Origin of the sequence: Vibrio ruber DSM 16370, from assembly GCF_900163965.1 — a bacterium.
Lineage (GTDB): Bacteria > Pseudomonadota > Gammaproteobacteria > Enterobacterales > Vibrionaceae > Vibrio > Vibrio ruber.
Genome location: NZ_FULE01000036.1, coordinates 23,176 through 48,560 on the forward strand (window position 1 = coordinate 23,176; position 25,385 = coordinate 48,560).

18 protein-coding genes are annotated in these 25,385 nt (G+C 46.5%); 17 read left to right on the top strand and 1 reads right to left on the bottom strand.

All coding sequences use genetic code 11. From position 1 onward, the window contains the following. Positions 1-70: 70 nt before the first annotated feature. Positions 71-2,089, bottom strand: coding sequence for a methyl-accepting chemotaxis protein (locus VR7878_RS21545; protein ID WP_077336651.1), 2,019 nt, complete (start codon positions 2,087-2,089; stop codon positions 71-73). A 1,033-nt stretch (positions 2,090-3,122) separates the two neighbouring features. Here VR7878_RS21545 and VR7878_RS13690 point away from each other — a divergent pair. The 17 genes from VR7878_RS13690 (at position 3,123) to VR7878_RS13770 (ending at position 24,955) form a co-directional block, all read left to right on the top strand. Beyond that, entirely contained in the window at positions 3,123-3,407 is a 285-nt protein-coding gene (locus VR7878_RS13690) for a type VI secretion system PAAR protein (RefSeq protein ID WP_038184374.1), read from the top strand. 55 nt (positions 3,408-3,462) lie between these two features. After that, positions 3,463-4,587, top strand: coding sequence for an SEL1-like repeat protein (locus VR7878_RS13695; protein ID WP_077336652.1), 1,125 nt, complete (start codon positions 3,463-3,465; stop codon positions 4,585-4,587). Positions 4,588-4,839: 252 nt separating this feature from the next. Next, positions 4,840-5,352, top strand: coding sequence for a type VI secretion system contractile sheath small subunit (tssB, locus tag VR7878_RS13700; RefSeq protein WP_077336653.1), 513 nt, complete (start codon positions 4,840-4,842; stop codon positions 5,350-5,352). A 55-nt stretch (positions 5,353-5,407) separates the two neighbouring features. Then, positions 5,408-6,883: a type VI secretion system contractile sheath large subunit gene (gene tssC, locus VR7878_RS13705; RefSeq protein WP_038184369.1), complete on the top strand. Its 1,476-nt coding sequence runs from the start codon at positions 5,408-5,410 to the stop codon at positions 6,881-6,883. Position 6,884: 1 nt separating this feature from the next. Then, positions 6,885-7,322, top strand: coding sequence for a type VI secretion system baseplate subunit TssE (gene tssE / locus VR7878_RS13710; RefSeq protein ID WP_072963202.1), 438 nt, complete (start codon positions 6,885-6,887; stop codon positions 7,320-7,322). Between the two features lie 3 nt (positions 7,323-7,325). Next, on the top strand, positions 7,326-9,098 hold the full coding sequence (tssF, locus tag VR7878_RS13715; RefSeq protein ID WP_077336654.1) for a type VI secretion system baseplate subunit TssF: 1,773 nt from the start codon (positions 7,326-7,328) through the stop codon (positions 9,096-9,098). Further along, the gene (tssG, locus tag VR7878_RS13720) at positions 9,062-10,078 is read left to right on the top strand and encodes a type VI secretion system baseplate subunit TssG (RefSeq protein WP_077336655.1); all 1,017 of its coding nucleotides are present in this window, start codon (positions 9,062-9,064) and stop codon (positions 10,076-10,078) included. Before tssF ends, tssG begins: the two co-directional genes overlap by 37 nt. A gap of 2 nt (positions 10,079-10,080) precedes the next feature. After that, complete coding sequence (gene tagH, locus VR7878_RS13725; RefSeq protein ID WP_077336656.1) at positions 10,081-11,631, top strand: type VI secretion system-associated FHA domain protein TagH; 1,551 nt, start codon at positions 10,081-10,083, stop codon at positions 11,629-11,631. Further along, positions 11,628-12,125, top strand: coding sequence for a type VI secretion system lipoprotein TssJ (gene tssJ / locus VR7878_RS13730; protein ID WP_370737090.1), 498 nt, complete (start codon positions 11,628-11,630; stop codon positions 12,123-12,125). The genes tagH and tssJ overlap by 4 nt, the downstream gene beginning before the upstream one ends. A 5-nt stretch (positions 12,126-12,130) precedes the next feature. Further along, positions 12,131-13,465, top strand: coding sequence for a type VI secretion system baseplate subunit TssK (tssK, locus tag VR7878_RS13735; protein ID WP_077336658.1), 1,335 nt, complete (start codon positions 12,131-12,133; stop codon positions 13,463-13,465). Between the two features lie 2 nt (positions 13,466-13,467). Beyond that, positions 13,468-14,241, top strand: coding sequence for a type IVB secretion system protein IcmH/DotU (gene icmH / locus VR7878_RS13740; protein WP_077336659.1), 774 nt, complete (start codon positions 13,468-13,470; stop codon positions 14,239-14,241). A 22-nt stretch (positions 14,242-14,263) separates the two neighbouring features. Then, on the top strand, positions 14,264-16,978 hold the full coding sequence (gene tssH / locus VR7878_RS13745) for a type VI secretion system ATPase TssH (RefSeq protein ID WP_077336660.1): 2,715 nt from the start codon (positions 14,264-14,266) through the stop codon (positions 16,976-16,978). Positions 16,979-16,980: 2 nt separating this feature from the next. Beyond that, complete coding sequence (locus VR7878_RS13750; protein WP_077336661.1) at positions 16,981-18,516, top strand: sigma-54 interaction domain-containing protein; 1,536 nt, start codon at positions 16,981-16,983, stop codon at positions 18,514-18,516. Then, the gene (gene vasI / locus VR7878_RS13755) at positions 18,513-19,205 is read left to right on the top strand and encodes a type VI secretion system-associated protein VasI (protein ID WP_235862888.1); all 693 of its coding nucleotides are present in this window, start codon (positions 18,513-18,515) and stop codon (positions 19,203-19,205) included. The genes VR7878_RS13750 and vasI overlap by 4 nt, the downstream gene beginning before the upstream one ends. 8 nt (positions 19,206-19,213) lie before the next feature. Continuing rightward, the gene (gene tssA, locus VR7878_RS13760; protein WP_077336662.1) at positions 19,214-20,617 is read left to right on the top strand and encodes a type VI secretion system protein TssA; all 1,404 of its coding nucleotides are present in this window, start codon (positions 19,214-19,216) and stop codon (positions 20,615-20,617) included. Positions 20,618-20,633: 16 nt separating this feature from the next. Beyond that, positions 20,634-24,182, top strand: a complete 3,549-nt coding sequence (gene tssM, locus VR7878_RS13765) for a type VI secretion system membrane subunit TssM (protein ID WP_077336663.1) — start codon at positions 20,634-20,636, stop codon at positions 24,180-24,182. A 62-nt stretch (positions 24,183-24,244) separates the two neighbouring features. After that, on the top strand, positions 24,245-24,955 hold the full coding sequence (locus tag VR7878_RS13770; protein WP_077336664.1) for a type VI secretion system ImpA family N-terminal domain-containing protein: 711 nt from the start codon (positions 24,245-24,247) through the stop codon (positions 24,953-24,955). Positions 24,956-25,385: the final 430 nt, after the last annotated feature.

The window sequence follows — 25,385 nt, forward strand, 5'->3', positions numbered from 1 at the left end:
TATTTTTCCGGGGTTACGAGGCAGACACCATTTCGCCATCAAGGGAGAAATGGTGTTATACGAGCCGGAACTATTGAGTTTGAGATTCGGTCAGGCGTGTGATGGTCAGAACATTCTGATCAATTTGTGCCAGTTCAGACTGAACTTCATTGATGTCATTAATACTTTCTTCAATGCTGGAAGATGCTTCGGTGGACAGCGTTAACATCTTGCCCATTTCTTCGTTCAGACCGAGCGAAGAGTGATTGACGTGCTCCATCAGTGCTACGGTTGTTTCAATCACGTCTTTGATCGCATCAATGGAAGAATAAAGATTATTGACTGTTTCTCCGGTAGAGCTGAGACTTTCTTGGGTATTTTTAGATAGGTTTCTGACTTCATCGGCAACCACGGCAAACCCTCGTCCCTGTTCTCCGGCCCGGGCTGCTTCAATGGCAGCATTGAGTGCCAGCAAGTTAGTTCTTTCTGCAATACCATCAATGACGTCCAGAATATCCTGAATTTTGTTTGAGTTAGTTTTTAAGGTTTCGACATATTGCTGGAGTGCCTGACTATGTTCGGTTTGTTTTTTTACTTCACCGGAGAGCCCGGAAAACTGAGTCTGAACCTTTTGGAGTACGTCTGACGTATCACTGGCGTAGGATGCGACACTCTGTAGGCTTTGAAGCATCCGTCCCAATAATTCCTTGTAGCGGAACAAATCCTGAATGGTTGTCTGTTGCAGTGAGGCGACTTTCTTCAAACTGTGCAATTCATTTTGTAAGAAATAAGCTTTGAAATGACTGTAGTAAATGGGGAAGTTATTGGTGTATTCATCATAAAATGACTCGCCTTCATTCACTTGATACAGATACAGCGCTGTCAGGGTCTCATTTTGATGCAGCCCTAAGAATTCACCGAATGTACTGAATCCGGCAACTGCAGGAATATGATCAAAATTATGCACGGCAGAGAGTGAAGAGCCATTATGTAAGCGGCGTAAAATACAGTCGTTCGCGAGCATTGCAATAGGCTCTCGCGGTTTACCTCGCTGAAATGCTGCGTAATCGCGCTGGATAGACCCGGCAAAATCTTTTGCCTTCATGAGATATAACTTGTCACCGAATGAAAAATCGCAGAAGAAATTGATGGTTTCATCTTCATAGTTAATATTGGCAATGGAGCGAATATACGTTTCATTGCCAATTTTTACGCCGAAACTGTACTGAGCGAGGATCGATTCCAGCTCAGATGACGCGCAGCCAAAATGGCGGCATAGCATCGACAGGGGAGACTGGAGTGTCATACTCGCTTCGTCAAGGAATGTTTTCACGGTGCGCGTGGCAGCATTGGTTTCGGCAATCGTAAAGTGAGTTGAGGTCACTTCAAAGTTGTGCGTTTTTAAAATGCCATATCGAACTGCCGGTGCCAGTTTGACAAACACCAGACAGACTTTGTTGGTCAGAATTTTTCCATCTAAGGCGACATCGGCCTGACTGAAATCCAGCTTACCACCGGCTGAGCTACCAATGAGATAACAAGGAAAACAATCCGACTGGTAGAGGGCTTGAACAAAGAAATTTTCAGAAGAGGAGAGACCGTCGAAGAAAGTCAAGGCAATGGTATCGAGATAGCTGACGGGAAAATCAAGGCTAACTTTTTTTATTTCATCCTGAATACGCGCGATCCGGTCTTGACGGCTGAGTTTGATCTGGCCACTTTTAATATCTTCACAATGAAGCCCGATCTGAGCAATAGAAATCGATTGGAATGCCTGCTCGCTAAAGCTTTGGATGACGATATTATCCCAGCTTTCCGGTGTCGCATGATAGAGCCCTTGCTTATCCCGCCCTCCCAGTTCTCCGGCACTCATGATCGAGACGACATGCTTGGCAAAAGGCATTGCTTCTTTTAATTTTCTTGAAATTTCCGCAAAAGGGAGATGCGGTGACACATAGGCGAGAACAAGCGTGGTTGCACTGGCATGGAAGCTCATTTCTTTCAATTGACTGGTACCAATCTGATGGCTTGTGATTGCCTTAACCTTGACTGGAGGTTCGTGATGCTGGGATTGTTTTTTTGAGGCATTTCGCCAAGATAGATTGAACATAAAGCCACTCCGCCTGTTAGGATTCCGGAAAAATCTGAGTTGTTTATTGCATATCTGTTTAGTTTAATTGTTTTTATGAGTAAATAGCCGAATTATTATAAATAGGATGCATAAAAGACAATATAAGTAGTATGGATAAATTTACGATATGAAAACAAGCACATTATCACTTATTTTGAGAGGTAAGAGGACTTTTTGAGAGGTAAGAGGATTGATTGAAATAAATCATGTTCGATTTTGATGTTGGCCGCAAATGAGGAAAATATTATCGCTGAATGAGTTGAATCATCTTCTGGCGGATTTCTATAACATGGGCTATTGGCGCCTGATAATTCTTTTTTTAGTGAACAGATCTCTATTGAGCTGAGCTATTTATTTCTTTTGCGACAATTAGGCTGATATGACCAGTGTATAGATTGGGTGAATAAAAAATGAACATTTCAAATATATTGCGGATTAAAAATTCGGAATATCACACATGAGTATATGGGGGGGTATATTTTTATATGTGTGAAATAAATATTTAATTCATTCAAGTCGCATTAAAAATGGAATCAACATCATATTTTTATGATCTTGCGATTCTGTGAGTAACGTATTTTATCTACCTGATGCAAGAAAATTACTATGGTTATTTTATAAAAACCGAATAACATACACTTTTTTTGTCAAAATGAAAACTTTTTTGTGAAAATTTTATGCAAATTATTGGTGTGTATCATAAATGTAATCTGTTTGACATGTGGCCTTGGCTCATTTTGTGATCTTCTGCGGTAAATAAAAATTTATTAAATAATAAAAATGTTTTTAGATATCCTGCACTAGATTATTTTGTCAATATAAGAGAAAATTATTTCACCAATTAGGCAATATATTGCTTGAGTCAGGCAAGATATTGCCCAACTGATTAAAAAATAACCGGCAAGAATAAATAAAATAGATAGATTCTAAGTAGTTGCCGGCAAAATCGAATGATTATTAAACTGATTTTGCATTAATTTATACTTTTATCAGCTAACAACAGAGGCATAATATGGGAAACGGAATCGTCGTTGGTAATACAGGTTCTGATCATGATGGCTTTCCTCCTACTCCTGTCACCGCAGGGTCAGGAACCGTTAAATATGATGGTATTCCTGCGGCCCGACAAGGTGATCCTCTTGCGCCACATGATAAGCCGAAACATCCACCTCATGGACGCTCTATTGCAGCAGGTTCAGGTACGGTAATGGTTGATGGCAAGCCAGCAGCCCGCGCTGGTGACCCGATTAGTTGTGGTGGTGCTTTACAAGGTGGTAGCAGTGTTAATATCGGCTAAAAACAGAGCATTTTTGCTCAGTGCTTTTGTGTTTGGCTCTTGTAGCAATATTGTCATGGCAGACGAAGTTGTGAATCCTGAGGCTGCTGTAACAATTGATGAAAACCCATATGGCACAACTGTTACAACTGGCAAAAATGTCGTAACGAATAAAAATAATCTCGCTGATAGAGAAGGCTTCTCTGATTCTGATGAAAACTTGAATCGTGTTTCGATTCAGATGCCGGAATCAGATAATCAGAAAAAATATGATTACGATATTAATTTTTTGACCCCGGCTCAGGCTTATGAGAAAGGGCGTTTACTGCGCGCGCAGTTTAAAAATGAAGAAGCACGGCATTATTTGCAATATGCTGCCGACAAAGGTAATGCGGATGCTGCTTATTTATATGCGATAGAGTTGTCGGAGTACAACCCGACCATCCGAACACCGCGGCTTGTCAGAGAGTATGTTGAGCAGGCGGCAAATTCAGGAAATTTGCACGCGATGAACTACCTCTACCAGCATGGCACTTGGTTACGTACCGTGATTCGACAGTCATGGCAGAAACGCTATCATGATGGATTGGTCAGACTTGCAGCCACACAACCGGCAAAAGCAGTTTATTATCTGTCGCTTTATTATGAAAAAACGGATCCGGATCAGTCTGAGTATTATTTACAACGGGCGATAGATTACAGCTATCCGCTGGCATGGATGGATAATTCCAGAAGATCAATCAACGATATAAATCAGTTATATACGGAAACAAGATTTTCCACCGGGATCTATACCAACTACCGTCATGCGGCGGAGCATAATTTTATCCCGGCGATGAAAGCATGTGTGGAACTATACGAAGGCCGTGGTGATTTTAAGAAAGCTTTTGAATGGCGTCAGCGGGCACTGGATGCCGGTGACCTGACATCTCTGGCCGTTGTCGCGAAGATATATGCAGGCGAAGCGTCATCTTATCGCTTTGTGGATGAAGACTTAATTAAAGCCCGTGCTTATTCGGAGCTTTACTTGGATTATGCCGGTAGTGATCGCCTGACCAGTTTGCATAAATCAATGGAACAATTTTTTGTTGATATTACCAATGAGATGACGCCGCCGGATATTGAGCGTGCTCAAAGTATTACAGACACTTATAAAGAAAAGGTAACCTTTTATAATCACGACACTTATTGGGATTTATAAATAAAGCACGGTGTTTTTATTTATTTCCCCGAATAAAATAAGGGGATGTCATAATTGGTTGATTGGATTTGTGTTTAATATTATCGATTTGAAAACATTATTAAATAAATGGTCTTTTCATTTATTTAATTGATGCGAATGTTATTCGTGTTCTCATATCTGAGTCAGAATTATTTCTGCTTAGATACCATTTTGCTGGTGAAATGAATATACGCAAGCAACGACTATTGGCATAGGTATTGGAGACTTGATATGTCTAAAGAAGGTAGTGTCGCTCCGAAAGAGCGCATTAATATTAAATATGTTCCTGCGACAGGGGATCAACAGGCCGAAATTGAATTACCACTCAAAACATTAGTGATTGGTGATTTCAAAGGTCATACAGAAGAAACACCGGTTGAAGATCGTCAATCCGTTTCTGTTGACAAAAACAATTTCGAATCAGTGATGCGTGAGAGCAACCTCTCAATCAGCGCAACTGTAAAAAATAAATTGGGTGATGATCCTGATGCTGAGTTACCAGTCGAACTGAGCTTCAAGTCATTGCAAGATTTTGCTCCGGATTCAGTTGCGGCTCAGGTTCCGGAATTGAATAAACTGATCGAACTGCGTGAAGCTTTGGTTGCTTTAAAAGGTCCTTTAGGAAATATCCCGGCATTCAGAGAACGCTTACAGGCGCTGATTGCATCTGAAGAGTCTCGTGAAAAGCTCCTTGCTGAACTGGATATTGTCGGCGGGTCTGAAGAGAAAGAACCTCAAGAGTAACGATAGACGCAATACTTTTGGTGTTTTTTAACTTATTGTCATAGGAACTTGATTAATGTCTGCTACAGAAGAAACGGTACTAGAAAGCCCCCAGGCTGGTGAACTCAGCCTGTTAGATGAAATTATGGCGCAAACACGCCTTGCACCGAATGAAGAAGGTTATGATATCGCGAAAAAAGGCGTTGCCGCGTTTATCGAAAACCTGATTGGTTCAAGCCAGGAATCAGAGCCGGTTAACAAATCGCTTGTTGACCAAATGCTGGTTGAACTGGATAAAAAAATCAGTGCGCAAATGGATGAGATCCTGCACCATGAAAAATTCCAGCAAATGGAATCTGCATGGCGTGGACTGAAGCTGTTCATCGACCGTACCGATTTCAGGGAAAACAACAAAGTTGATATCATCCATGTCACCAAAGAAGAACTGTTGGAAGATTTTGAGTTTGCACCAGAAATCTCTCAATCAGGCCTGTATAAGCAGGTGTATTCTTCAGGTTATGGCCAGTTTGGTGGTGAACCAACAGGTGCGATGATCGGTAACTATGCGTTTACACCGTCCACACCGGATATGAAACTGCTGCAATACATGGGTGCGCTTGGCGCAATGGCTCATGCACCGTTCATTTCGAGTGTAGGTCCTGAATTCTTTGGTATCGACTCTTTTGAAGAACTTCCTAATATCAAAGATGTAAAATCGATCTTCGAAAGTCCAAAATATACCAAGTGGCGTTCGCTGCGTGAGTCTGAAGATGCACGCTATCTGGGTCTGACTGCACCACGTTTCTTGTTGCGTGTGCCTTACGATCCAATCGAAAATCCAATCAAAACGTTTAACTACCAGGAAAGTGTCCGTGAATCTCACGAACATTATCTGTGGGGTAACACTGCCTTTGCATTTGCAACTCGTCTGACTGACAGCTTTGCAAAATACAGATGGTGTCCGAACATCATCGGTCCTCAAAGCGGTGGTGCGGTTGAAGATCTGCCTGTACACGTTTTTGAAACTATGGGTGCTTTGCAAGCGAAAATTCCGACAGAAGTGTTGATCACTGACCGTAAAGAATTTGAACTTGCCGAAGAAGGTTTCATTGCCCTGACCATGCGTAAAGGTAGTGACAACGCGGCATTCTTCTCTGCCAACTCGATTCAGAAGCCAAAAGTCTTCCCGAATACGAAAGAAGGTAAAGAAGCAGAGACCAACTACAAGCTGGGTACGCAGCTCCCTTATATGATGATTATCAACCGTTTGGCGCACTACATCAAAGTATTGCAACGTGAACAGATTGGTTCATGGAAAGAGAGACAAGACCTTGAGCGTGAACTGAATGGTTGGATCAAGCAGTATGTTGCTGATCAGGAAAACCCACCGGCAGACGTTCGTAGTCGTCGTCCGCTTCGTGCTGCACGCATTGAAGTGTCCGATGTAGAAGGTAACCCAGGCTGGTATCAGGTATCTCTGGCGGTTCGCCCACACTTCAAGTACATGGGTGCGAACTTTGAACTGTCACTTGTTGGCCGTTTAGATCAGTAATATGTCTTACATTGCGCCTGAAGAGGTTGCATTTGGCGTCGGCTTCTTTGAACGCTTAGAAGCCGGCGAAAGACCCCGGTCTTTGACTCAGGGCCCAGATGCAAACGATGTGCTTAATTCGATCAAGCGGAACGTTTCCAATGTTCTGAATACTCGGCTGGGAGAAGCGCAGAGCGCACCTGAGCTGGGGCTCGTTGATTTTAACGATGCGACATTGGAAACACTTGATCTGGCTGTCAGAATCCGCATGGCGATTAAGGACTGTCTGAGAAAATATGAGCCACGATTGAAAGACATTGTGGTGACGTCAGAAAGAGACGATTTGAACCCATTATCACTGAGATTTCGGATTACTGCCGAAGTGAACAGTAGTGCTGTTCATGACACAGTAAAACTGAATCTGTTATTGGATCAAAATCGTCAATATCGAGTGTATTGATACATGGCACAAGATAAGTACTTTCGAGAAGAACTTTCATTTCTGAAAGAGCAGGGGAAGCGTTTCACTGAAATTCATCCCCAGCTTTCTCGTTTTCTTCACGGTCAGGTGACCGATCCGGATGTTGAACGTCTACTGGAAGGTTTTGCATTCCTGACAGCGCGCCTGCGCGAAAAAGTTGAAGATGAATTTCCTGAGCTGACGCATTCGATTATTAATATGCTATGGCCGAATTACCTTCGGCCTGTACCCAGCATGAGTATTGTTGCGTTTGAGCCGGAATCGAAAGTCAGTGAGAAACAAGTGATCCGGGCGGGCATTCAACTCGATAGTTCAGAGAAAGTATTGGGTACGGTTTGCCATTTCCGCACTTGTCGTGATGTGGCGGTTTTCCCGTTGGTGATTGAGGATATTACCTCTCACCATACCCGGGAATCGAGTACCGTTGATATCAATCTGGCGATGAAAGGCGAGATGTCCGTCGGAGAAGCGCTGGTTGATAGTCTGCGCTTTTATCTCGGTGGCGAGAAATATAGTGCACAAATGCTCTACCTGTGGCTCCATCATCATCTGGATAAAATGGTGATTGATGTCAATGGGACTGAATTCAGTATTCCCCGTGATGCACTTCAGTCGGTTGGTTTTTCCGGTGAAGATTCACTGCTGCCTTACCCGAAAAATGTTTATGAAGGGTATCGGATTCTGCAAGAGTATTTGTCATTTCCGGAGGCTTTCCATTTCTTTGATATCGGCATGTTAGATAAAGTGTTGCCGAAATCCGTGCGTGGCAAAATGACGCTGCGTATCCATTTCTCCAAGACTCTGCCGACCGATGTCCGGATTAATCAAAGTAGTTTTCAGCTTTACTGCGTGCCGATTATTAACCTGTTCGAGCACGATGCTGATCCGATTGACTTGACGGGTAAGCAGTCTGAATACCGTGTGATTCCATCGAGTCGTTATCCGTCACACTATGAAGTGTTCAGTATTGATGGTGTTTTCGGCTGGCAGGATAAAACGCAGGACAGTCAACGGATTCGCGGTGAAAAACGCGTTTATCACCCGTTTGAAAGCTTTCAACATCAGGTTGAGCGAGCCAGACAGCGTGAAGTGCTCTACTACCGCTCACGGGTGAAAGATAGTCAGCGTAATGATGGCTTTGACACCTTTATCTCGTTTATTCGCGGTGATGAAACGCAATCGGTTGATGTCGATGAAGCTATTTCGATCCAACTGACCTGTACCAATCGGCTATTACCGATTGAACTGGGGGTCGGGGATATCTGTCAGTCAACGGATTCCTCACCTGACTATGTCACATTTAAAAATATTATTTCACCGACTCAGCCGTTGCGTCCGGTTTTGGATGGCAGTTTGCTGTGGGGGTTAATTTCAAATTTATCATTGAATTACCTGTCGCTGCTGTCAAAAGATGCACTGAGCAGTGTACTCAGAACGTATGACTTCCGGGCGCTGGTTGATCGTCAGGCCGAGCGTGTGGCGAAAAAACGTCTGGAAGGGATTATCAAAATAGAATCGAAGCCCATAGATAAATTATTAAGAGGGCTTCCTGTACGTGGTCTGCAATCCGAGATTCATATTGATCAGAGCTGTTTTGGCTCAGAAGGTGATCTTTATCTGTTCGGTCGGGTGCTGAGCCACTTTTTTGCTTTGTATGCCAACATCAATTCATTCCATGAACTGATTTTGGTCAACGTCAGTAATAACGAGAAATACACATGGGGAACCCGGACAGGGATGCAGCCGCTGATATAGATTCAGCTCAAGACAAGCAAGCGCTCATACCAATACCGGATAAGGTGAGGTCGTACAATTTCTTCCAACTGGTGGAATTGCTACAAAAACTTCAGCACTCGAATCCGGAAGATGAAGATTGGGAAAGAATTTGTCGCCTGGTATTTAGTGCGAATCCCAGTTTGGGATTCTCGCCTGCTGACGTGACGGATTTGACCCGGTTCGATGACGAGCATTTGATTTTACAAACCAACTTTTTTGGTTTGACCGGCTCGCAGTCTCCGTTGCCGGGCTTCATTCTTGAGCAACTGGCGACAGAAGATCCGGGCGGATTCAAACGTCCTTTTCTGGATTTTTTCAATAACCGCCTGATCAACTTGGTCTATCGGATCTGGCGTAAATATCGTTATTACGTGCGTTTTCAGGATGATGCGCAGGATCTGTTCTCACAACAATTATTCGCATTAGTTGGATTGGCCGACCCTGATTTAAGGGGTGATACACCAATCAACTGGTGCAAGATGCTGGCGTATGCCGGTGTACTGGCCGGACGAAGTCGTTCTCCGCAGGTTGTCGCCGGAATTATAGCCCACTGTTTTGATTTGGAAGATGTCAGCATTCGCCAGTGGGAAAAACGCAGAGTTATGATCGATTCGTCGCAGCAATTCAGTCTGGGTCAGCAAAATGGCAACTTGGGGATGAATACCGTCATCGGTGAATCGGTGATGGATTGCAACGGAAAATTTGTGATTTGTATTAAAGGGCTTTCTCGCCAGCGGTTTGCAGACTTTCTGCCGATCGGTAAGGAATTCCAACCCCTGTGTAAGTTGGTGGAATTCGTTCTGCGCGAGCAGATGGCTTATGACTTAGAGCTCTCTATGGATGAGAAAGAAGTCCCCGTGCTTCGGTTGAATTCTCAGGATAGTGTGGCTTTGGGGTGGTATTCGTTTCTTGGCTCCGGTGAGCGTGAGAAAAATGTATTAATTCAGGTGAGGCAATAGTGATGGTTCAGAGTAAACAGCCTTCCCTCAATATAATTGTCACCAATGTTCAGGTACTGGAGTCCGGTTTGATCTCGCGGATGTCATGGACGCCTGCAGGTGGAACAATTGGAACGGCAACAGATAGTTTTTGGCATCTGACGGATAAGAATGGGGCGATTTACCCGAATCATTGTGAAATTCTCGTCGTTGATGGCGCTTTCTGCGTGCGTGATAACTGCGGTGAAACCTATGTGAATGGTTCATCGATGGCGCTGGGTCGCAACAAGTTAGCCCGATTGGAAAACAAAGACGAAATTCAGGTTGGTCCGTACTCTTTACGAGTCCACTTGGGTAGCAATAGTGATGATGATATTGCTTCAAGCAATGTGTTGGAGCAGTTATTCGATGACGACCGCCATAGTCTTTTAGCCGACGATGACGGTGAAGCCGAGACATTAAACCGCGGTAATGAAGTGGATCACGGTGTGACTGACCCATTAATGGCACTGGATGAACTCTCGCCCCAGAACAAAGATGACAGCTATGTGTTGATCGATGGCGATGAGGATGAAATCCGGGCAGAAGATGAAACTCAAGAACAACCTTTGCTTGCGGCTGAAGAATATTACCAGCGTCCGTTGCAGGAAACACAGCAAGAAAACGGAGAATACGATATGACCGCCTCGATTAGTCTGAAGAAAATTTTCAGATTCGGGGCGTTAAAGTTGGGCAGAAAGTCCAAATCAGACGTACAGCAGGCAGCGCCTGTCAATACGCGCAGTAACCACACTAATGCGACAGACAATCAATCTGTGCACAACCGATCTGTGAGTCATGGATCAGTCGACTATCAATCAGTGAACAACGAATCAGAGGGCTATGGGATGGATGAGAACGTACTCGATCTACTCGAAGAAGAAGTCGCAAAAAGCATGTCTTCAACATCAGAACAGTCTGTTGAAACAAATCATCATGGAAAACATCTGCTGACCGGCCCGATGCTGGATGGTCTGGGTGTGGATCTGACCGATAGCCATGATATGGAAAAAATGCATTTTCTGTCCGAAGAACTGGGCTTATCGCTTCAGGCATGTGTTAAAGGACTACTGGAGCTGCACAAGCAGGTGAATCATGGTCGTTTCGATATGATGAACCGCAATCTTCAGCCCATTGAAGATAACCCGCTGCGTCTGGGTCTGTCTTATGAAGAGACCATGAAAACCATGTATGACTCGCAAAAGAGTCTGGTGCATTTGTCTGCTCCGGCAGCTATCACTGAAAGTTTGAAAAGCATTCAGGATCACAACGAAGCCGTTCAGTATGCGACAACAGAAGCATTGAGCCAGATTTTGGCGGCATTTTCACCTCAGGTACTGCTCCGTCGCTTTAATAATTATAAGCGCCCGAATGAACAGCGTAGCGACTCTGAAGATGCGTGGGCCTGGAATATGTACAGCAGTTACTATCAAGAGCTGACTTCTAACCGTCAGAAAGGGTTTGAAAAACTGTTTTGGGAAATTTTCGAACAGGCTTACGACAAGAAAATCCGTGAGAAGCAACTGGAGTTCTGATTGTGAAAAAGTTTGCTTGTGTTTTATTCGCTTTGCTAATGCTTACTGCGTGCAGTAGTAGCAGTAGCACAGCAGCGGATGAATATAATCCGGCAGAAGCTCCGACAACAGTGACATTCAGTATGGTGACGGATGCGGGTGTAAACCCCAATATCTGGGGCGAAGCATCACCGGTTGAAGTACAGGTCTTTGAACTGGAAGATGATTCCATGTTCATGTCGGCTGACTATGACACGATCAAAGCCAGCTATAAGAAAGCACTCCGCAGTAACTTTGTCAGAGATTACGATTACATGCTGATGCCCGGTCAGTTTAAGTTTGTCAATGCATTCGAAATCTCTCCGGACACGCGTTACATCGGTGTGATGGCGCATTTTGCTGAACCTGAGCTGAGTGAGTGGAAGAAAGCGGTCAAAGTATTGAATAAAGGCCGGGAGTATCACCTGCTGATGCTGTTCAAAGACTACGATGTTAAATTAGAAAAAGTGGAATAATCGAGATGTTTGCACGTAACCGTGTTATCTGGAACGAAGGATTGTTTATCAAGCCTCAGCACTTCCAACAACAACAACGATATACAGAATACTATGTTGATGCACGGATGAATTCTGTCAGTGGCTATCTGTACGGCATCTCTGAGCTGGCATTAAATCCGGAATATCTGGCATTCGGCCGGATTGCAATTGAACGTTTATCAGGCGTCATGCCCGACGGGACTGTCTTTAATGTGCCGCAGGAAGATTCGCTCCCTGAACCTTTGGAAATCGAAGATGCGTCACTGGCCGGGCAATTGGTCTATCTGGCATTGCCGTTGCGCACGGAATCGCTGCTCGAAGTCAATTGGCCGGAAGAACGAGGCACCGGGCGTTATGAAAGTCGCCGGATGGATGTCCGCGATGTCCAGAGTATACAAGGCGACACCACCACGATTGATGTTTCTCCGGTGCGCATGCATTTGATGCTGGAGAAAGAAGATCGCAGTTCTTATGCATCATTTGCGATTGCCCGGATTCTGGAAAAACGTCCGGACGGCAGTCTGGTGCTGGATCCTGAATTTATCCCGTGTCATCTCAACTCGTCTGTCAACGTGACGCTGCACCGGGTGGTGACTGAAATCGCCGGGTTGATGAATGAACGGGCGAAAAGCATTGCCGAACGGATCAGCTCTCCCGGTCAGGGTGCGGTGGCTGATGTCTCTGACTTCATGCTATTACAGGCACTGAACCGTTTGCAGCCGTTGATTGAGCATTTATCCAAATTGCGGACACTCCATCCGGAGCGACTGTTTGAATGTCTGGCTTCAATTTGTGGTGAGTTGGCAACCTTTACTGATGAAAGCCGTCTGCCACCGACCATCCCGGTTTATAACCATGACATGCCGACTGACTGTTTCATGACGTTGATTCGTCACATGAGACAGAGTCTGAGTGTGGTACTTGAGCCGCGTGCTGTGTCTATCCAGCTCGATAAACGGAAATACGGCCTCATGGTTGCGCCAATTCATGACACCAACCTCATGGAAGATGCCGACTTTATTATTGCGGTTAAAGCGAGAATGCCTCTGGACGAGTTGCGTCGTGTGTTTGTTCAGCAGACCAAAGTGGCCTCCGTCGAGAAGATCAGAGAGCTGATTTCTCTCCAGCTACCGGGTATCCCACTGACGCCGCTGCCTGTTGCACCGCGTCAGCTCCCTTACCATGCTGGCTATACCTATTATCAGCTTGATAAATCCAGTGCAGCTTGGTCGATGATCAAACAAGCCAGTGGCTTTGCTTTCCATGTGGCAGCAGCATTTGAAGACCTTGACTTACAATTCTGGGCGATAAGGAGTTAATTATGGTGCAGAATACGGGCGAACACATTGACAACCTATTGTTTGATAATGTGGAAAATATCAACCGGGACCAAGACTATTGGTTCCAATTACGGGGAGATAACCCCAATGTCCTGATTGATGCAGCGACTCCGTTATTTGGTCTGTCACTCCGGGTTCGGGGCATGACCAGTTGTCCGAATATCGAGCAGATTTATCATCAAACGGTGGAAGAGATCAAAGCGATCGAAATCGAACTGACCGAGAAAGGTTTTGATAATGCGGTTTTGATGGCTTACCGATACATCTTGTGTACGTTTCTTGATGAAGCCGTCATGGGGACTGAATGGGGCTCCTCCAGTATCTGGGCATCGCACTCGATGCTTTCCCGTTTTCATAATGAAACCTGGGGTGGAGAAAAAGTCTACACCATTCTTGCGCGTCTCGAAGGTGAACCGCAACGCTACAAGCTTTTGCTGGAGTTTATCTATCACTGTCTGATCCTTGGTTTCGAAGGCAAGTATCGGGTGATGGAAAATGGTCACAATGAGCGCGAAAGAGTGATCAGTCACTTATACGATATGCTGGCTGCGCTTGAAGAGAAAAAGATCCAACCCCTCAATCAAGCGAATCAACATATCGTCGATGCCAAGTATCGTCTGAATCGTCAACTGCCGGTTTGGTCGGTTTTTCTTGGATTCTTCCTGCTGTGGAGCGGGATCTTTCTGGGTTACACATGGTTATTGCACGAGAAATCTGCTGACGTTGTGAACCAGTTAAGTCAACTTCTTAATTAATTTTTTAGGCTAGGTGATCGCTGTGATCCGAATTGAATTACCCACTCTTATTTCAAAGTTAAACCAACAAAGTAAGCTGGCACTGGAGCAGGCGGCTTCTTTATGTATTGAACGTCAACACCCAGAAGTCACGTTAGAACACTATTTCGATGTACTGTTGGACAACCCACTTTCTGATATCCGTGTCATCCTCAAGCAGGCCAACATCGATTTTGAAAATGTCAGACAGGCGATTGTCAGTTCGTACACCCGTGAACATGTACTGGACACCTATCCGGCATTTTCTCCTTTACTGGTTGAATTGCTTCAGGAAGCTTGGTTGTTGTCTACCACCGAGCTCGACCAGAATGAACTTCGTTCCGGTGCGATCTTTTTGGCTGCGTTAACTCGTGTAGACCGCTACTTGCCCGTGCGCTTGATTTCGCTGTTAGAAAGCATCAACCGTGAAACACTGAAGAAAAACTTCGCAGCGGTTGTCGCTGATTCTTCAGAAACCGCAGTTGAAAAAACCACTGAGAAGCGGGGCGCAAAATCGCCGCTGACAGAAGCCACCACCCCGCTGCAAAAATATTGTTCGAATGTCAGTGAACAGGCGCGTCGCGGTGAACTTGACCCCGTGTTATGTCGTGAAAATGAGATCAATCTGATGATTGACATCCTGTGCCGTCGTCGCAAAAACAACCCGATTGTGGTCGGTGATGCCGGTGTGGGTAAAAGTGCCATGATTGAAGGCCTTGCGCTGCGTATCGAAGCGGGCAACGTGCCTGACCAACTGAAAAATGTTGATATTATGGCGCTCGATTTAGGCCTGCTGCAGGCGGGTGCCTCGGTTAAAGGTGAATTCGAGAAACGTCTTAAAGGCGTGATTGATGCGATTAAATCGTCTCCGACACCGATTATTCTGTTTATCGACGAAGCGCATACCTTGATCGGTGCCGGTAATCAGGAAGGCGGCGCTGATGCGGCGAACTTGCTCAAACCTGCACTGGCACGTGGTGAACTGAGTACCGTCGCTGCAACGACCTGGAAAGAGTACAAAAAATACTTTGAAAAAGATCCGGCTCTGACCCGTCGTTTCCAACTGGTTAAGCTGGAAGAGCCGAGTATCAACCAAGCCGTTGATATCCTGCGTGGTCTCAATAGTGTGTATGAGAAAGCGCACCATGTTTTAATCACTGATGAAGCATTAAAAGCGGCCGCAGAACTCTCGGCTCGCTATATTTCAGGCCGTCAACTTCCGGATAAAGCGATTGATGTGTTAGACACCGCTTGTGCCCGTATTGCGATTCACCTGACCACGCCACCGAAGCGTCTCGCGCAATTGGAAACCAACTGTTATCAGCGTCAGCTTGAAATCGATATGCTGGAAAGAGCGCAGTTCCTCGGCAGTGAAAATGATGTTAAACGTCTCGATGAGCTACGGGCTCAGGAAGATCAGGACGAAGCGGAAAAATTAACGCTGCTTGAAAGCTGGGAAAGTCAGAAAGAACTGGTTGAATCAATTATTGAACTCCGTTCACAGCTGATCGCAATGTCCTTACAGCAAGCAGAAGAGATTGCAGTTCAAGCGATTGAAGCCCAACCGGTTGAAGCGGCGTCATTTGACGTTTTAGATGAGTTGGTTGAAGGGCAGGACGTCGCCGAAGATCAATCTCCACAACAAGTGATGGCAGCGCTGAAAAGCGAGCTGCAAGAAAAATATGCAGCCCTTGAAGCGATCCCTCACCGTGAGCGTCTGATTTACCCACAAGTGGATGCGGATCAGATTGCAGAAGTGATCGCCGACTGGACGGGTGTGCCTGTTGATCAGATGAATACTGACGAATTGCACAAAATTACCAACCTGACGTCTATTTTAGGCGAGACCATCAAAGGTCAGGATACAGCGATTGAACGGGTTCACCGTCATCTGTTGACTGCCCGTGCTGACTTACGTCGCCCCGGCCGTCCGAAAGGCGCGTTTCTGTTGGTGGGACCAAGTGGTGTCGGTAAAACAGAAACCGTCATTCAGCTGGCAGAGCAACTGTACGGCGGACAGCAATTCCTGACCACGATCAACATGTCTGAATATCAGGAGAAACATACCGTTTCGCGTCTGATCGGCTCACCTCCGGGTTATGTCGGTTACGGTGAAGGTGGTGTTCTGACTGAAGCGATTCGCAAGATGCCTTATTCGGTCGTGCTGCTGGATGAAGTTGAAAAAGCTCACCCCGAAGTGCTGAATATCTTCTATCAGGCATTTGATAAAGGCGAGCTGGCCGACGGTGAAGGCCGGGTGATTGACTGTAAGAACGTGGTGTTCTTCCTGACGTCGAATCTCGGTTATCAGACCATTGTCGATTATGCTGACGAACCGAAAATCATTGCTGACCGGTTGTATCCTGAACTGGCTGACTTCTTTAAACCAGCATTACTGGCCCGGATGGAAGTGATTCCTTACTTACCGTTGAAGAAAGAAGTCTTGGCTGAAATCGTGCAGGCGAAACTGACTCGCTTGGAAAAACTGTTCCAGGAACGTTATTCCGCAGAAGTTGAGATTGCCGATTCGCTGATTGAGGAAATCCTGACGCGGGCAACCCGTTCTGAAAATGGTGCGCGGATGCTGGAAGCGATTATCGAAGGACAACTGTTACCACCGGTCTCGCTGGCATTGCTGAACAAACTTGCACAGCGTGAACCGATTAATCGCGTCTATCTGGCTGCGGTTGATGGTGAATTCATCGGTGAGGTTGAATAACGATGAACCGCTGGTTAACTTACGCGACCGATCTCGTCGGTATCAGAAAGCCGCAACAACTTGCGACGCTTTTTACCGACACGGTTTCGCGTGAGTTGGATCTTGATACTTGCTTATTGCTTGTCCCCAGTGCTGATGGGCGGACGTTAGTCCCCCATCGATCTGATCTGGAGATGGTTTGGTCGGTTACTGATTTTGATTGCCCGTTCGCTCATGTTCTCCAGTCTTCTAAATCGATGGCGTTGTCATTAGACAGTTTGGTTTTCTGGCAGTCTGATCGTTCATTTGTTCAGTTAACTGAGTCGGTCGGAATGTTTGACGTCGTCCGCATCGTACCATTGCCACTGAATCAGGATGTTGTGAAGACCCTGTTATTCCTGATTGGTGAGGCGGAACATCTTCATCAGGTATTTGCTGATGACGATTTTCGTCGTTATGTGGATGTGTTCAGCCAACAGTGGGCTTTGTTGACCGATATTGAACGTGAAGAGCAGCATCAACGCGATCTGCGCGAATCATTATTCGATGTTGAGCGCGCCCGTGAACAGCAACGTCTGACGGACTCATTGTCCCGGACGCTGGTCGGACAAAGTGCTCCGATGGTCAAACTCAGAGAGCAGATTGTCAGTGCAGCAGGTTCTCAGTTATCGGTCATGATTCAGGGTGATACCGGAACCGGGAAAGAATTGGTGGCGCAGGCGGTGCATGATCTGTCTGAACGGGCTGATCAGCCATTTATTGCGATTAACTGTGCTGCGATTCCGGAAAACTTACTGGAGAGTGAGCTATTCGGTTACAGCAAAGGGGCTTTTTCCGGTGCTGAAGCTGATAAACAGGGGCTCATCGCACAAGCCAATGGCGGTACCTTATTCCTTGATGAAATCGGGGATATGCCTTTGGTTCTGCAAGCCAAGCTGTTGCGGGTACTTGAGACACGCAAATTTCGTCCGGTTGGCGGTAAAGAAGAGCAGGCCTCCGATTTTCGGCTGGTTTCTGCAACGCACGTCAATCTGTTGGGGCAAGTTCGTCAGAAAGCATTTCGACAAGATCTCTATTACCGACTGTTTCAATACCCGATTACGGTGCCGTGTCTGACTGAGAGAATCGACGATATTGCGTTATTGAGTCAGCATTTTGTTCAGTTATTTAACGACTCGCACGGGACTCAGATCCGTGGGTTGAATTACAAAGCGATTGATTGTCTCAAGCAGCACAATTTCAACGGCAATGTGCGTGAGCTGAAGCATTTAATCGAGTTTGGATGTGCACAAACACAAGACGGCCATGAAGTTCAGGTGAGTAGTTTTATTCATCGGATTCTGCCTCGTGAAGAGGTCAACCTGTTTCAGGTAGAAGAGCCGGAGTCGTGCACTGTGATTAAAGATCTCAAACAGGCGATTCAGGATTTTGAATCAAAAATCATCAGAGAGCGCCTGCGATTGTTTTCCGGTGACCGTGCCAAAGCGGCAGAAAGCTTGGGAATTCCCAAACGGACACTGGCTTACAAATGCCAGAAACTGGAGATTAAAGCGCCATGAAATTAGGAATTTCTCGCTCAGTCATGAGCTTGGCGACACTGATATTACTTCCTGCGGTTGCTGCGATAGCGGCAACCGGCCCACAAATGCCGAAACCGGAGGTTTTATCCAAACCGGAGCAGTTGGTTGAACAGGCAAATCAGTGTCGGAGTGTCTCAGAGCGTCTGGAAAGATTACGTTGTTTTGATCGGGTGTTCGAAACGCCGCTGCATCTGACACCGCTCAAAGAGCAAAAGGTTGGGGCATCAGAGTCGTGGCTACATGCAATGGATTCGTTGGCGGAACTCGGTGAGGGCAAAATGATGCATCTGACCGAACAAGGGGATGATGCGTGGTTGATACTGTTGGCATCGAATCCTGCGTCACAGTTCGCAGATGATAAAAAGCCAGTGTTAATGATGAGCTGTATTCACCGGATCAGCCGGGTTGAATTGGCGTTACCGAGCGAAATCCCAGATGCAAGAGCCAAAGTCACAATCCAGCGGGAAACACAATACTGGCGCAGTGATGATGCCGGCTTATTACTTTCTTCGGGACGCGGTATGCCAGCAATTAGCCTGATGCGGATTATGGCCGGGCAAGACAAAACGGTATTGCGTTCTAATTCAAAGACGGTTGATGGTCTGACTTTCGATACCACGGGTTTGAGTGAAGCGCTCAAACCGTTAAGAACACGCTGTGATTGGTAGCTGAAATTATGGAACTATCTGAATATCGCCCATGCATTACCACACCGATTGCGGGAGAGAACCCAGTCGGTGAACGTTTGATTGACGATTCATTGTTTGATTTTGTTGAAGATCAGATGATGAAAGTCGGCTCGCTGTCTCATGCCAGTGTGCAATGGGATGAAGTCGAGCACAGTGTTTTAAAATTACTCAAAGAGAAATCCAAAGATATCAAGTTGTTGGTTTATCTCTTACAGTGTCTGCATCATCAGGTGACACCGGCCCGGTTCAACTTATCCTTGTTTATTTGGGCTGATTTCATCTCCCTGTTCTGGGAAGAGAGTTACCCGGCACCGGGCCCGCGAGGGGCACTGCCGCGCCGTAAATTTTTCGGCCAAATCATCCAGCGCTTTGGCATTGTCATCGAAAAACAGGATTTCAATCGTTTTTCCGGTGAGTTAATGAGCGATCTGGAAAGTGCGCTGGATAGTTTGAATCAGGCGGTGGAAGCCAAAGGGTTGGTGACCGAAGACTTCACCGGGCTTCAAAACACCATTCGCTCGAAAATGCGTCTGGCTGAAGAGCGCCAGCGTGCCGAACAGAAAGCCCAAAAGCCGAAGAACCAACCGCAACAGGAAGCCGCCACAACCAGTAGCCCACTGTCGGTTGATAGTTCCAGTGATAAAGCAGCCAGACAGACCTTGTTAAAAGTGTCTGAGTTTCTTGCCGAGCAGGAACAAGGCATTGGTCTGGCAATTCGTTTGCGCCGTCATGCAGTGTGGTCAGGCATTCTCTCTGAACCCGATCATAATGCCGACGGAGAAACCATGCTCCGGCCGATGCAGCAAGACCGCGTGAAAGACTATCAGGATCTGATGCGCAGTCCCGATTTGTCTTTATGGCGCAAGATTGAACAGAGCCTGACGATGGCGCCTTATTGGTTCGAAGGGCAGATGATGAGTTATCAAATTGCTCAGGCACTCGATAAAAAAGACTGGTGTCGGGCCATCCGGGAGGAAGCGGGTTATTTTCTTGAACGCTTGCCCAAGTTAAAAGAACTGAAATTTAAAGGCGGGCAACCGTTTGTTCCAGAAGAAGTCAATGCATGGCTGGGAGAGCAGGAGCAGGCGACCACGCAGGCTTCGGTGGTCGGTAGCTGGCAGGAAAAGCGTAAAGAAGCATTTACCTTGGCAAAAGAAGCCGGAATTGCTGTCGCTCTCTCCATGATTAATGGCGGCCTTGAAAAGGCGGTCGAACCCAGAGATAAATTTTATTGGCGGATGATGTCTGCTGATTTGCTCAATGAACATGGTTTTTCCGCCATGGCAGAAGAGCAATATCAGACCTTGTACCGTCAGGCGGGTTCAGCAAGTGTTTCAGAGTGGGAACCCTCACTCATGCAACGATTAGAGAAATATTCAACGTCAGAGTAAGCGAAGGATATCGTCCATGTTGAAAAAGATTTTCGGGCTGCTAAAAAAATTAATGCCGAGCATGGTAGCACTCGTGCCGGCATTGCTGTTAATTAGCTTTATTTTAATTAATATTGCCATTTGGTGGGCCGGCCCATGGCTCACAATTTATGACACCAAACCATTGGCGAGTATCACTGCGCGGCTCTTTGCCAGTTTACTTGTCTTCTTACTGGCGGCCGCTGTATGGGGCTTCTGGCAGTGGCGGAAGCTGCAAAGTTACGAAGCGGAACAACAAAAAGAAGAGATATTCCGTCAGGATCCGATCAAGTTAATGGAAGAGCGCCAAGAAGTTGAGCTCAATCAGGTGATTACCAATATGCGTAAGAGCCTGAAGAATAAGCGTGACTTTCTTTACTCTTCGCCTTGGTATCTGGTTCTCGGTCTGGAAAATGCCGGTAAAACCAGCCTGATTAACCGCTCCGGACAGAACTTTACCCTGTCTTCAGTGATGCGGGCTTCGGGTCAGCGCAGCGAAAATCAATATTCATTTGACTGGTGGATCGGCGACAAAGCCGTGGTGATTGACCCCGATGGTGAGCTGCTGACGCAAGGCAACCGTGATGAAGACAACGACGGTGAGATGGAACGCCGTTTGTGGAAACATTTTGTTGAATGGCTGGAGCGTACCCGCAGCCGCCGTCCGCTCAACGGTATTGTGCTGGCGCTGGATGTGTCGCATCTGGCAACCGCCAAAGCCTCAGAAAGAAAAGCCTACGCCAGTATTCTGCGTGCCCGACTGCGTGAATTGATGGAAACCATGTCTATCCAATTGCCGGTCTACATTGCACTGACCAAGCTGGATTTGCTCTATGGCTTTGAACCTTTTTTCAGACACTATTCCAAAGCAGAACGAGAAGAAGCATTAGGATTCACTTTCCAGCTCAACCCGAATGATGATCAGGATGCTTGGTTAAAAGAGTTTGAAGACGATTATCTCCGGTTCATGTCAACGATTAATGACATGTTGCCAAAAGCGGTTTCCGTACCGATGGATGCCGATGAGCGGCATGGGGTTTACAGCTTCAGTCGTCAGATTTCCGGGCTGAAAGATATTCTGACTCAGTTTTTCCGCGAAACGTTGGGCAATGACCAGTATTCGTTGTCCGCTGTGGTTCGCGGGGCTTACTTTACCTCGGTGTACCAGCAAGGCGTCCCGACCAATGCGTTTGATGATGCGGCCTCACGTCGCTATGGTTTAGACCATGCAATCAATCGGGCACAAATTGCAAAAAATTCAACGGTTTATTTTGCCTCGCAGTTATTTAGCAACATCATCTATGCCGAGTCCGGTCTGGCATCGGACAACCGTCGGGTTGCCAAGCGCAAACGGCGTCTGATGATGCTGTCAGGTGTGACTTGTACCATCGCGACATTGTTACTGTTTGGTGCTTGGCAACGCTACTACGCGGTCAACGTTGCCCACGCGGATGCGGTATTGACTAAGGTTAACGAGTTTAAGAACGAGTTGCCGAAGAATATTTATCAGGCATCACAACGCGATATGCTCGACTCGCTCAATAAAATTCGTCAGGCCACACTGGAGTTTGGTTTCTTCCGGAATAAGTCGAGATATTTTTCAGATATGGGTCTGTATCAAGGGCATACCATCGGCCCTATGGTTGAAAAGACCTACCTGAACCTGCTTGAAACCCGGTTCTTGCCGATCCTGCTTTCTGACGTGATCGTGAAAATGAATGAAGCCGACACCGAAGTTGAAAAACTGGACGCGTTGCGGGTTTATCGCATGATGACTGACAAAGAAGGGCGTTATAAAGACATCGTACTGGATTACTTCGGTAAATACTGGCAGCAAGAGTTCCCGGCGCGTCGTGCGGTGCAAGAAGAGCTGATGGGGCACTTGGATTATGCGATGGATCATACCGACCTAACCACGGCGCGGAAGAATGGTGATCCGAACGCTGAGAAGATTATGGGAGCCTACGATCAGACCATCGCTAAAGTTCAGACTGCGCTCAATGCAATGCCGAACAAACAGCGTGTCTATCGTAACCTGAAGTTGAATGCACCGACGGTACTTGGCCCGTCACTGAACCTGCGTAATCTGGTGGGGCCGGTATTTGACCTCGTCTTTGATGAGCGCGTGATGAACGGCGACGGACTATATATTCCGCAAATGCTGACCAAACGCGGGTTTGAAGATTACTTCATTCCGCAGGTCGAATCGGTGTCGAAACTGGCGTTGATCGATGGCTGGGTTCTGGGACAAAACCGTTCTGCTGAGTTCAGTGAAGCGGACAAACAAGATCTGCGGGATAAAATCCGGGGACTGTATGTGGCCGACTATACCAAGACTTGGCGTGCTGCACTGGCAGAAGTGGATATCAAATATTTCAAAGATATCAACGATGCGGTGACCGTACTGGATAATATCACCAGTAGTGTCGAGCCGATCCAGCGTCTGTTGAGAACGCTGGAAGCTAACACCAAAATGATTGCGGGTATTCCGGATGATTCTTCAGCGCAAAGTGAGCTGTTGAAGTCACCGAAATACCGAGTTGCTTCAATGATTGATACCCCGTTTGCCGATCTGAACGGCATGTTGGACGCAGTTGGTGACAAGCCTGCTTATATCACCGAAGTGATGGGCGCCATTGATGAGCTGAAGCTGTATCTGAAAGGGATTCAGGCCTCACCGGATATGGGAATGGCAGCGCTGAATGCGACCAAGGCGAGAATGAAGCTGGTAAACGGTGATCCGATTTATACCCTCAGACGGGTGGCATCGGGACTACCGGCTCCACTGGATCGTATCCTGACCAAACTGGCCGATGAAAGCTGGTATGTGATCAAGCAAGAAGCGGTTAAGTATCTGGAAGTGCGCTGGCATGATGACGTTTATCGCGTCTTCCGTGAAAAACTGGCGGATCGCTATCCGTTTAATCCGAACTCAAACAAAGATGCATCATTGACTGACTTTGAAGAGTTCTTCGCACCGAACGGTATCTTAGATAGCTTCTATCAGAATCAGCTGAAGATCTTCATTGATGAGAAAGTCGGCTTGTCTGATGCAGACAGTGGTCAGAGTGTTGTGAAATCTGAAGTATTGGAGCAAATTGAACGGGCACGCCAAATTCAGGATGCATTCTTCAACCGTAAAGGTGTACTGGATGTGAGCTTCTCGATTGAGCCGATTCGTCTGACGGGCAACAAACGCCGCAGTGTGCTGAATGTAGACGGGCAGTTCTTGTCATACAGTCATGGTTCAAGAGAAAACGTCGAACTGATTTGGCCGAATACGCTGCGTGATTCTGCAATTTCTAAGATTACGCTGATCCCGACTAAATCAAATCTGTCGCCACGGAGTATTATTATTCAGGGGCCATGGGCATTCTTCCGCTTACTGGATGCGGGTGATGTACTGGCTGCGAGCACAACCTCGGTTGACTATAAGTTTACGGTTGATGGCGGTGACATGGTGTATCGCATTAACTCTGAAGCTGATGTCAATCCGTTTACCCAGCGTTTGTTTAAATCATTCAAACTCTCAGGTAACCTATATTAATACTCAACAAATAGCGGAGTGCCTTCGGGCACTCCCTGCATTGATTAGGGCAATTTAACGCCATGTCTCCACGACTATTGATTGAAAACACACCTTTCATACTGACAGCCGAGCAAGAAGAACTCCACAATCACGCTTTGTATCAGGCGGTTAAAAAAGAGATCTATCGCGAGCGTTCTCCCTTTGCGGGCGGCACCGACTGGGAGCTGGTCAAACAGAACAGTGAGCAGTTAGCGCAGATCACCGGCCTTGATCTGGCAATGTGCGTCTATTACAGCATTGCTTGTCTCAAGCTGGACGGCTTGCGCGGTTATACCAACGGGCTGGAGCTGATGTATGGTTGTCTGGTCAGTCTGAAAGACGAGATCAAAGAAACCGATAAGTATATCGAGCGTTTGTTCCATTGGGCGAATGCACAAGCGTTAATTGAACTGCAAAACCTCCGCGCCAGTTATGAAATGCTGCGTGAGCTTTACCGTTGTGAACAGTTGTGTGATCGCATCAGCTACTTACTCCAAGCGGAAAGACCGGGGGTGAAAGCTGATTTTGAGTCGATTGGATATCTGATTTTTGAACAGATTGATCGACTGGAAACCTGTTATCAGGTCGCGTTAAAGCGGCGTGAGTTCACCGAAACCGGTCGCCCGGCGGCGGTAGTCAAGGTCACCCAACCGGGCACGCGCTGGTGGAAGTTGCTGCTGATGTTCGTGTTGGGCGGTGCGATTGTCGGCAGTGGTGTGTACTGGTGGTTGTTGCAGACACTTGGCAGTTGAATGACTTTTTAACTGTATAGGTTAGAATGATTGAAAGCCCCTGATGAAAGGGGCTTTTTTCGTTTTACAGTGTAAATAGTAGGGGATTTGTTGTATTGCTGTGGGTTGTTGTAGCCATCGGCTCTCAGATTTGACGCACAATTGCGTTCCTCAATTTCAGAGGCATCGGTGTTTTGTGCGCCAGTCACTCTTGCCAAGATGCAAGAGTAACCATATATGGTCACTCCATCTAAATCAAAGTATTTTTCAGACTTCCTCAATGTATTTATTCATCTCATAAATTCACCATCGACGGTTGTTCCTGAAAATGAAACGCGGCCTTAAACATATATCCGGCGTCAGTTTGATACTCTATGTATCGCGCCCAAATGAGATCCAAAAAGTCTTGCCCGCCTAATCAGAAAATATGCCTCACTGGATGGGCAGGTTA